Below are 8,481 nucleotides of genomic sequence, written 5' to 3'. Positions count from 1 at the left end.
TGGAAGCCGAGGCCGTCGTCCAGCATGGCAAAGCGGCCGGAGGCGAGTGCCAAACGCTGGCGGTAGGTGCCGGCAACATACTCGCCGCTTCCCGCGCGATTGAACGGCTGGCCTGTTTCGGCGGAGAGTTTTTCGCCGGCCGCTTCCAGCTCGCGACGGCGCAGCGTGTCGATCAGCCCGCGATTGAAGGTGACACGCTGGCCGTGTCGCTCGCCGAAGCCCTGTCCGACCAGATGATCCGCGCGTCGATCCAGCGCCTGCCGTACCTCGGCGCCGAAGCCGGCCTCGGACAGGGCGGCAGGTTCGCGCGCGATGTTCTGCCGATCGAGCCAGGTCGCGCCTGTTGCCGTGATCTGCCGGTCGATGTCGAGGTCGGAGCGGACGGCGATTGCGACGCGGCGCTGTCCTTGTGCGTCGTCGAACTTGCGCAGTTCGACGATCGAGCCCGGCGCGCTGTCGCCGGCGGCTTCGAGGTCGGGCAGCTTGATGTGATGGGTGCGGCCATCAACGCCATCGACCACGGCGTAGGCGGAGCCCTTCAGCTCGTCATCAAGACCGCGATCGACCAATCGGCCGATCACGGGCGCATCGAGGCTTTCGGCCGCGAGCACATAGCCCGCCGAGCCGCGTTCGATGCCGCGATCCGTCAAAGCCCGGTGCATGCGTTTGATGATGTCGCCGCGCTCGCCGAGTTCACGCAGAGTCGCCTCGGCCTTTGCGTCGATCATCCACTGGCCAGGGCCGACCTGATCGGCAAGGCCAAGCGTTTCCAGTTTGCGAAGACGCCCGACCTTCAAGGCGTGATATTCGTCGGGCTGGGCGTTCGGATCGATCGCCATGTCGATGGCGCCGGTCTGGCGGCCGTCGCGGACAAGCTGGCGGTCGAGCTGTGTCCATCGTTCTGCCTCGACCTGACGTTCCAGGTTGCGGCGGATGTCGAGATCGGTGCGCAGACCAAGCTCCTGGGTGACGAGATCGGCCGCGCGGGCACGCATCCCTTCCTTGATGTAGTCGCGCGAGATGACGAGATCCTGGCCGTCTTCCGCGCGGCCACGCACGATGATGTGGACGTGCGGATTGTCGGTGTTCCAGTGATCGACACCGGCCCAATCGAGCTTGGTGCAGAGATCCCTTTCCATCTGCCCCATCAGATCGCGGGTGAAGGATTTGAGGTCCGCCATATCGACGGCGTCCTCGGGCGAGACGATGAAGCGGAAATGATGCCGGTCGTCCTGGCACCGCTCGGCGAAGGCCCGGCCATCCACCTCATCGGTCTCCGGCCCGAACAAACGCGCCTTCTCCCCATCACGGGTCACGCCCTCGCGACGTAGATAGTTGAGGTGGGCGGCGAGCGGCGCGGCGCGAGCGGTGTGGCGAACCACCCGCGTCTTGATGACGACGATGCGCGAGCGTCCCGTCAGCAGGCGGTTGGCGCGCACGCTCGCCGTGCGCCCGCGCCCAAATGTCGAGCGGTTGCCGGGGCTGATCTTCCCGGCCCGAGAGACGCGGGCGCCGGCCTTCTGCGCCGCCGCGAGGGCCTGTGCGATGAAGGGACGCGCCGCCTGCGCGCGCGTCGAGCGGATGCGGCCTGGCCGGATGCGGAATTCGCTGTCGCCAGTCATGGCCGATGCTCCGCACATCGCGTCAAGCAGCGGAATCTCAAGAGAAATCGGCGTTGCCGCGAGGTGCGCGGAATTCCCGCGCCTCGCGAAATCGCCTCATAACCTATTGAAACAACACGACCGACCGACGCCGCACCTCGCGGCTTTTTATCTCGCCATCGTACGGTTGTGGTGCCTGACTCTACCCCCTGCGCACGCCATGACACGCTGGAGCCTGCTATCGTGCGATTGGGAACCCGGCCGCTCATGGCGCAGTCTTTCCGCCGGAGCGCGGGACGAACAGCCCGTCCGACTGCGGCTCGATGGCGGAAACATCGCGCACGGATGATGTCGGCGTTGCGGCATCGAAAGCGCGCGCGGTCGGCACGGGATCGGCGGCCGGTGCGCGCTCGGGCTGCGCAATGAACAGCGGCGCGCGTGTCCAGGCGAGCGGATCGATCGCCGCGACCACGATCGGGCCGGCTGCGTCGCTGCCGTCCACCGACGGCGCGACCATGGCGACATAGGTGCGCGTTTCCGCCGGCAATGCGCGGCCCTTCAGCGAGTCCTCATAGCGGCCGGGACCGGCATTGTAGGCCGCGATCCAGCCGGGCGATCCGTAGCGGTCAAACAGTTCGCGGATGTAGCCCGCGCCAGCGATGATGTTGTCGTGCGGATCATAGGGATCGGCGCCGAGTCGGTGACGCAGGCGCAAACCCGCCCATGTCGCCGGCATGATCTGCATCAGGCCCATGGCGCCCTTCGGCGAAATGGCACGCGGATCGCCGGCGCTTTCGGCACGCATCACGGCCCTGATCCATGCGATCGGAACGCCGAAGCGCCGCGATGCCTCGGCGATGTAATCGCCATAGGGATCGCGTGGCGACGGTCGATCGGCGCCCAAGTCCTGCGCCATCGTGATCGCCGGCATGATGCTCGCGAGGCTAAGGCCGGAAAGGAGAAGGAGAGCGATGCACCGGGCAGCGCAGCGCAGCCCGGACGCAGTCGAACGGCTCGTCGGCTGACGAGAGCCAAGCATCGCTCAATCCTTCTCGGCACGATCGCGCGGACGCGACCAGTGCAACGACCAGGCCTTGCCGGCATCGTCGTCACGGAACAGGTTGGCGCGGACCGGGTGCAGGAATGCCGGATCGTCGATCAGCAGCGCGATGTATTCGCCGGCCTTCTCGCCGGTGCGTTTCCAGGCCGCGCCGATCTCCGGGCCTGTTTCGTTGTTCATACCGTCGAAGAGGTGAACGCGATAATCCGGTGCGTTCTCGGCGTCGGACGGTTCCGCCAGGACGATGATGATGTCCTGATCCAGCAAGAGCGTCGCGAGGTGTCCGATGAAGCCGGTCTCGTCGCGCGTGAATTCACCAATCTGGGGCATGACAGTTTCCTTGGCGGTGAGGTTGAAAAAGCCATCGGCGAGCACCGCTCCCGCCGATGGGGGAGCGGTCAGCGCGTAGCGGCGCGCCAGACGTAGCGACCGTCACCGGTCTCATCGGTGTAGAGCGGCGTCGCCTTGCCGATGATCGTGCGCGCGGGGATCGGACCGAAGTAGCGACCGTCCAGGCTATCGAACACGTCCGGGTTCATGAGAAAGATGTTGCCGTCCGTGATGCGGCGGCAGCCTTGCCAGACGGGTAGTTTGCGGCCGCGCCGATCGCGATCGAGCGCATCGCCGAGCGGCATGGCATCGACGGTCACGGCGTTGCCCATGCGGCAGACCTGTTGACCGGGAAGCCCCATGACGCGCTTCATCAGCGGCACACCACGGCCGATGTAGCCCCGCTCGACCATCCAGTCGGCGAGCGGCTTGTCCGGCATCACGCCGACAAGATCGCCGACAGCCAGATCACGTGGAGGATCGAGGTCATAGAGGCCAATCGGCACGCTGGCCGATGCGTTCCAGACGAGGCGGAGCGGCGTCGGTATGAACGCGGCGATGGCGACGCCCATCACGGAGAAGTACGTCACCATGACATAGCCGAAGCGGGTCATCGCTCGCACTCCAGCCGCTTCAGCCATGCCTGATGACGCTCGATCGTGTAGGCGCGCGGCTCGTGGCCGGCGCTCATCCGGTTGTGGACGTGCCGCCAGTGATCGGGCGAGACCGTTTCAGGATCGACGCCGAGACGCTCGATGGCGTCGATCGCCTGCAGCACCTGCTCGACTTTGGGCCAGCCTTCGACTTTCAGCAGGATGTCGCCGCCGGGTCGCACAAAGGGCAGCGTCTGATAGCTTTCGTCGGGCGACACGGCGCGCACGATGTCGATGCGCGAGATAATCGTGCCGAAGTCGTTCGAGGCCCAGCGGACGAAGGCGAAGACCGCGCCGGGGCGGAAGGACAGGACGCGCCGCCGGCGATCGAGGATCCGTTCGTGCGTGTGCGTCCCGAAGCGAATCCAGTTCTCGATTTTCTTCTCGACCCAGGTCAGCTCGACATGGGTGAGAGCGTCGTGCGGGAGCACGGCCGGCGATGAGCCGCCGCGCATGTGGAAGGCCGCTATGCCGATCATGGTGTGTCTCCTGATGTTGAGGGAAATTCGCGCGCGAGCAGCTCGCGCAGCATGTCGGCGACGGTGACGCCGCGCTGGAATGCGATGATCTTGATGCGTCCACGCAGCTCCGGCGTGATGTCGATCGTCAGGCGGGCGGTGAAGCCCGACGCATCGGCGATCCGCGCCGACTCGGTTTCGGACGCCTTGATCCAGGCATCCGGACTGGTCGGACGCGATGCGAAACCGCGCCGTTCGGATCGCTCGCTCATGGCGCGATCCTTTCGATCTCGGTGATGAGTGCTGTGATCTCGCGCGCGGCGGGACCGTCATCGTCGATCTCGAAAGCGAGGCGGCCCGATTGCGCGGCGTCGGCATAGATGACGCGCTGGCCGATGGTGTTGCGCAGCACCGGCGGATCGTGATCGGCGAGCGTCTCGGCGGTCTCGCGTGCGATGACGGTGCGTGCGCCGCAGCGATTGAGGACGAAACGGGCGCGCAGCTCCGGCCGGTAGATGCGCGCCTCCGACAGGAGCGTCAGCATCTCGGCGGAGGCCCAGCCGTCGAGCGGCGACGGCTGCACCGGGATCAAGACGAGGTCGGCGGCGAGCAGAGCCGAGCGCATCAGACCGGCGACACGCGGTGGCCCGTCGATCACGACATGATCGACATCACGCGCCAGTTCCGGCGCCTCGCGGTGGAGCGTATCGCGGGCCAGGCCGACGACGCCGAACAGGCGTGGATGGCCTCCACGGCTGCGTTGCTGCGACCAGTCGAGCGCCGAGCCCTGTGGATCCGCGTCGATCAGCGTGACCCGCTTTCCCTTCCCGGCCCATTCGCCGGCGAGATGCAGCGCCAGCGTCGTCTTGCCGACACCGCCCTTCTGGTTGAGGAAGGCCACGATCATCGGCGGCCTCCCGAACGAGGACCGAAGGGAAGCTGCGGAAGGCCGGTGGTCTGGGCTCCCGCTGCGCCGGTGCTGGTGAAAGCGGGGCTGCTTGTGCGCCGTTTTCCGGTGGCGCTGAGCGCGTTTGCCGCCTGCCGAACGAGGTTTTCCACCTCGCGCGCGCGCTCTTCAAAGTTAGATTCTCTGTTAGATTCTAAGTTAGGGGCGCGATTTTCTGTTCTGCTGTCGTGGGTTAGACCCTGTTTCGGTTCCCGTTGGCACGAGGGGGCGGTTCCTGATGGCACGCGCTTTCGGGTTCCCGATGGCACGAAGCCTTTCACAGCTTTTCCACAGGGCGGAGTGCGCTCGAATGCGAGCAAGGTTCTGCCGCCGGCCTCGATCTCCAGAAACAACGTGTAGCCCGGAAGCGGCTGGCGACGGATGATGTCGCGTAGCTCGAACGCGAAGCGTTTGAACGGCGACAGGGCGCCGGATTTCTGGTGAAGGTGGCGGAAATCGAACCGCCAGCCATTGCGCTGGCGCCCGCCGTGCTTGCGCACCAGGCGATAGAGCCAGCGATCAAGGCCGCCGGTGAGATCGAAGTAGGCGCGGTCGATCGTCAGCACGAGCGCGTCGTCGAGAACGGCCTGATAGAACCAGTCAGGCACGATCATCTCGATCCCGTCCGGCTTGCCGCTCCGGTCGGTGCGCTCCTTCCACTCGTTGATCCACGAGAAGCGGTGACGCCGACCCTCAGTGGGCTGGCGGATCGAGGTGCAGACCGTCGTGGATTGCAGGCGGTCGAGCGCGGCTTTCAGGCGCTGATAGTCGCGCAAGGATGTGCCGCGGCCGATGAACTTCAGGATTTCATAGGGCGTGGCGACCATCAGACGCGATGTGCGCAAACCTGCATCACGCGCCTCGACGATCTGGCTCGCCGCCCAGATCAGGATGTCGGCGTCCCATATGGTCGCCATGCCATGATCGGGCACGGCCTCGACGCGGATCGACACGTCGCCGGCACAGAAATCTATCGGCGCGATACGATGGGTCTTGGAGAGGGAGAAAAACGGATAAGCCATGAGATCCTGCGCGTCTCGTGGCGCGAACTCGCCGGGGAGCGCACGGAACAGGTCGAGCTGTCCGCGCTCCGAGAGGGACTGGTGTCGCGCCGCCATTCGGGAAACCGCTCGCGGTCAGCGCGCGTAGCGGCCGGGTTGCGGCGCGGAGGGCAGCGTCTGCCGTTTGGCCGGCAGGACGGCGCCACGCGGATCGGAGGTCGAGGTGACGGCGCCGCGCGCAGCCCAGGCTTCGAGATCGTCGACGGCGTAGACGACGCGGCCGCCGAGCTTCCGGTAGGCCGGGCCGGTGCCGTAGGTGCGGTGCTTTTCGAGTGTGCGGGCCGACAGACTGAGGAATTCGGCGGCTTCCTTGGTGCGCAGGAAGCGCGGCGGCAAAACGGCGAGTTCGGGTCGCATGGATCGGGCCTCCGTGGGGTTCGTGAGGACCGCCGAAGATCATCGGCGGACGAAGGCCACGATGGCGAAGCGAAACCGGCGAGTTGCAGTGCGAAGTTGGGGGGACCCAAATTCCCACACCGCGGCGACGCGGCGGGGATCAGCGGCGATGGCGATGACGAAGAAGTTTGCGATAGCCGCCCGCGATCATCGCACGGGCATCGCGCAGCAAGGACATGACGGCGTGCCGGGTTGAGGACACCTGCCACTCGTCGCGCGTGGTGTTGCCAATGCGGAAGATGACTTGCGCGATTTCAAGTTGGGTCGCGCCATCGCGCGCGCCGTCGAAGGCTTGCAGCATGCGGCGTGCTCGCATCCGTTGCTGACGGGTCAGGCGAGTGTCCGGCGGAATGGCGCGGCCATGCAGTGCCGCGAGCAGGCGACCGATAGCCTCCAGACGATCGAAGCCGGTGATGTCGAGCGGCACGCTGGCGGCCAGCGGAACCTCTCCCGCGGCTGCGTCGGCACGTAGAATTTGGATTTGCTGGAACGGGTCGAGATCATAAAGGCCATGCACGCCTTGCCCGTCGGCAATGGAGTCGACGTCGGAAAGGGGCGAACGCCCTCCCGCCTCCGTTGTCAGGATATCCGGTGCGGTCGCGAGGACAACGACGCTCGTGTCTTTCTCCGGCAGCCAAATGACGGGAGCCTTCGGCGGAGCCTGCAGCGGGTCCACCGGGAAATCGCAACCCCCAGCGCTGTCGGATCATGTCCGTCAGCAGTGTCGGGTCGACATCAGGTTGCATCACCGCCTCGAAGTCCCTGTCATAGGCTTCGTTGCGGCGGAGCCATTCCCAGGCAAGGCTTGATGCGGTCAGCTCTTCGACATGATCGTAGCTTGCCGAGGAGCGCCACTCAGATGCGTCGGGCGTCAAGCTGTCCTCCGTCGTCTTGGTCCAAAGACTTGCGGAGGAGTCAGGTTTCCCGCTCGGGTTGCTTTTCGGAAGACCGCCTTCAGGCAACAGGTGATGCCCTAGCGGCATCACCAAGGTTATGAACGCTGGCTCTCACGAACCAGGTGGCGATAACCTTGCTCGGTCATCCAGCGCGCTCGCGCCAGGTGAGATTCGTGAATATGCCGACATCGCGCGGGATCGGTTTCGGGATCGAGACCGAACAGGACGTGGACAGCCTCGCGCCAGTCCGCGCCATCGCGCGCCGAGTCGAGTAGGCGCAGATAGAGCACCATATGCTCGCGATCGTAGGCCGTGAGCGATGGGCTGATGGGTGGCTCGTCCAGAAACGGCGGCATCGCGGATTCCATAGGGCGACTATATTCGCTCGGAAAGTATTCGTTAACCCTTTACCTGATCGTCTTGTGACGGAGAGCTCCGGATTGTGCTCGCGGCATGATCCAGAGACCGCTAGCGCTTTGCTGGTCGATTGTCCTGATCATGGAGCAGCAGTACCCCTTCACCCTTGTCTGTGGAGAGCAGTACGATGCCGGCTGTTTCGAGTGCCCGGCGAACCTGATCGCGCGTTGACTCGTAGACCTCCAATCCGCTCTCGGATTCAAGGCGCTTGAGTGCGGTCAGCGATGTCCGGGCCTTGTCAGCGAGCGTCTCCTGCGTCCAACCCAGCAACGCGCGTGCGGCCCGTGATTGTCGGGCGGTGATCATGCATGATCACCTCCCACCGACGCGAACGCACTTGCCAGAACTACGACTTCTCTATTCGGGCCAATCGGATAGCGAGGCTTCCCGCGCGCTCCGCTGGCTCATTTACATACTATAGTTGATAAACTCAAAGTATGTAAATCACGATCCTCCTGCGCATGGATATGCGCAAATTGGTCGGCCGGAACTTCGCCCGCCTGCGTCGGGAGAAAGGCCTGACCCAGGAAGAGGTCGAAGCGCGCTCCGGTTTCAGTCAACAGTATCTCAGCAGCCTTGAACGCGGCCGGAGGAACCCGACCGTGATCACGCTTTATGAATTGGCTCAGGCCCTCGGCGTCAGCCACATGGAATTGGTCCGGC

Annotated in this window: 14 protein-coding genes; 1 reads left to right on the top strand and 13 read right to left on the bottom strand. The window is 65.2% G+C overall.

Features of this window, described 5'->3' with window-relative positions:
- From K408_RS0136415 to K408_RS0136360, 13 genes are all read right to left on the bottom strand, one after another.
- Window positions 1-1,622, bottom strand: a 1,622-nt coding sequence (locus K408_RS0136415) for a relaxase/mobilization nuclease domain-containing protein (RefSeq protein ID WP_028146156.1), incomplete at its 3' end; no start/stop codon positions are given.
- 244 nt (window positions 1,623-1,866) lie between these two features.
- Complete coding sequence (locus K408_RS0136410; protein ID WP_024343459.1) at window positions 1,867-2,640, bottom strand: lytic transglycosylase domain-containing protein; 774 nt, start codon at window positions 2,638-2,640, stop codon at window positions 1,867-1,869.
- A 3-nt stretch (window positions 2,641-2,643) separates the two neighbouring features.
- A complete protein-coding gene (locus K408_RS0136405) occupies window positions 2,644-2,991 on the bottom strand; it encodes a DUF736 domain-containing protein (RefSeq protein ID WP_024343460.1) in 348 nt (115 codons plus the stop codon).
- 68 nt (window positions 2,992-3,059) lie between these two features.
- On the bottom strand, window positions 3,060-3,605 hold the full coding sequence (locus tag K408_RS0136400; RefSeq protein ID WP_024343461.1) for a S26 family signal peptidase: 546 nt from the start codon (window positions 3,603-3,605) through the stop codon (window positions 3,060-3,062).
- Entirely contained in the window at window positions 3,602-4,123 is a 522-nt protein-coding gene (locus tag K408_RS0136395; RefSeq protein ID WP_024343462.1) for a DUF2840 domain-containing protein, read from the bottom strand. The genes K408_RS0136400 and K408_RS0136395 overlap by 4 nt, the downstream gene beginning before the upstream one ends.
- Window positions 4,120-4,374, bottom strand: a complete 255-nt coding sequence (locus tag K408_RS0136390) for a hypothetical protein (RefSeq protein ID WP_024343463.1) — start codon at window positions 4,372-4,374, stop codon at window positions 4,120-4,122. The genes K408_RS0136395 and K408_RS0136390 overlap by 4 nt, the downstream gene beginning before the upstream one ends.
- Window positions 4,371-5,009, bottom strand: coding sequence for a ParA family partition ATPase (parA, locus tag K408_RS0136385; RefSeq protein ID WP_024343464.1), 639 nt, complete (start codon window positions 5,007-5,009; stop codon window positions 4,371-4,373). Before parA ends, K408_RS0136390 begins: the two co-directional genes overlap by 4 nt.
- Window positions 5,006-6,166: a replication initiator protein A gene (locus K408_RS0136380; RefSeq protein WP_024343465.1), complete on the bottom strand. Its 1,161-nt coding sequence runs from the start codon at window positions 6,164-6,166 to the stop codon at window positions 5,006-5,008. Before K408_RS0136380 ends, parA begins: the two co-directional genes overlap by 4 nt.
- Window positions 6,167-6,184: 18 nt before the next feature.
- Window positions 6,185-6,466, bottom strand: a complete 282-nt coding sequence (locus K408_RS0136375) for a helix-turn-helix transcriptional regulator (protein ID WP_024343466.1) — start codon at window positions 6,464-6,466, stop codon at window positions 6,185-6,187.
- Window positions 6,467-6,605: 139 nt separating this feature from the next.
- Entirely contained in the window at window positions 6,606-7,022 is a 417-nt protein-coding gene (locus K408_RS0136370) for a DUF2285 domain-containing protein (protein WP_244442342.1), read from the bottom strand.
- A complete protein-coding gene (locus K408_RS43835; protein ID WP_244442344.1) occupies window positions 7,006-7,488 on the bottom strand; it encodes a transcriptional regulator domain-containing protein in 483 nt (160 codons plus the stop codon). Before K408_RS43835 ends, K408_RS0136370 begins: the two co-directional genes overlap by 17 nt.
- Window positions 7,489-7,496: 8 nt before the next feature.
- Entirely contained in the window at window positions 7,497-7,769 is a 273-nt protein-coding gene (locus K408_RS0136365) for a DNA -binding domain-containing protein (RefSeq protein ID WP_024343468.1), read from the bottom strand.
- Between the two features lie 100 nt (window positions 7,770-7,869).
- Entirely contained in the window at window positions 7,870-8,124 is a 255-nt protein-coding gene (locus K408_RS0136360) for a helix-turn-helix domain-containing protein (protein WP_024343469.1), read from the bottom strand.
- A 155-nt stretch (window positions 8,125-8,279) separates the two neighbouring features.
- Here K408_RS0136360 and K408_RS0136355 point away from each other — a divergent pair.
- The coding region (locus K408_RS0136355) for a helix-turn-helix domain-containing protein (protein ID WP_028146155.1) at window positions 8,280-8,481 on the top strand (202 nt) is incomplete at its 3' end.

Origin of the sequence: Bradyrhizobium sp. in8p8, from assembly GCF_000426845.1 — a bacterium.
GTDB lineage: Bacteria > Pseudomonadota > Alphaproteobacteria > Rhizobiales > Xanthobacteraceae > Bradyrhizobium > Bradyrhizobium japonicum_C.
The sequence above is the reverse complement of the archived record's forward strand: the minus strand, read 5'-3'. Positions and strand labels throughout refer to the sequence as shown.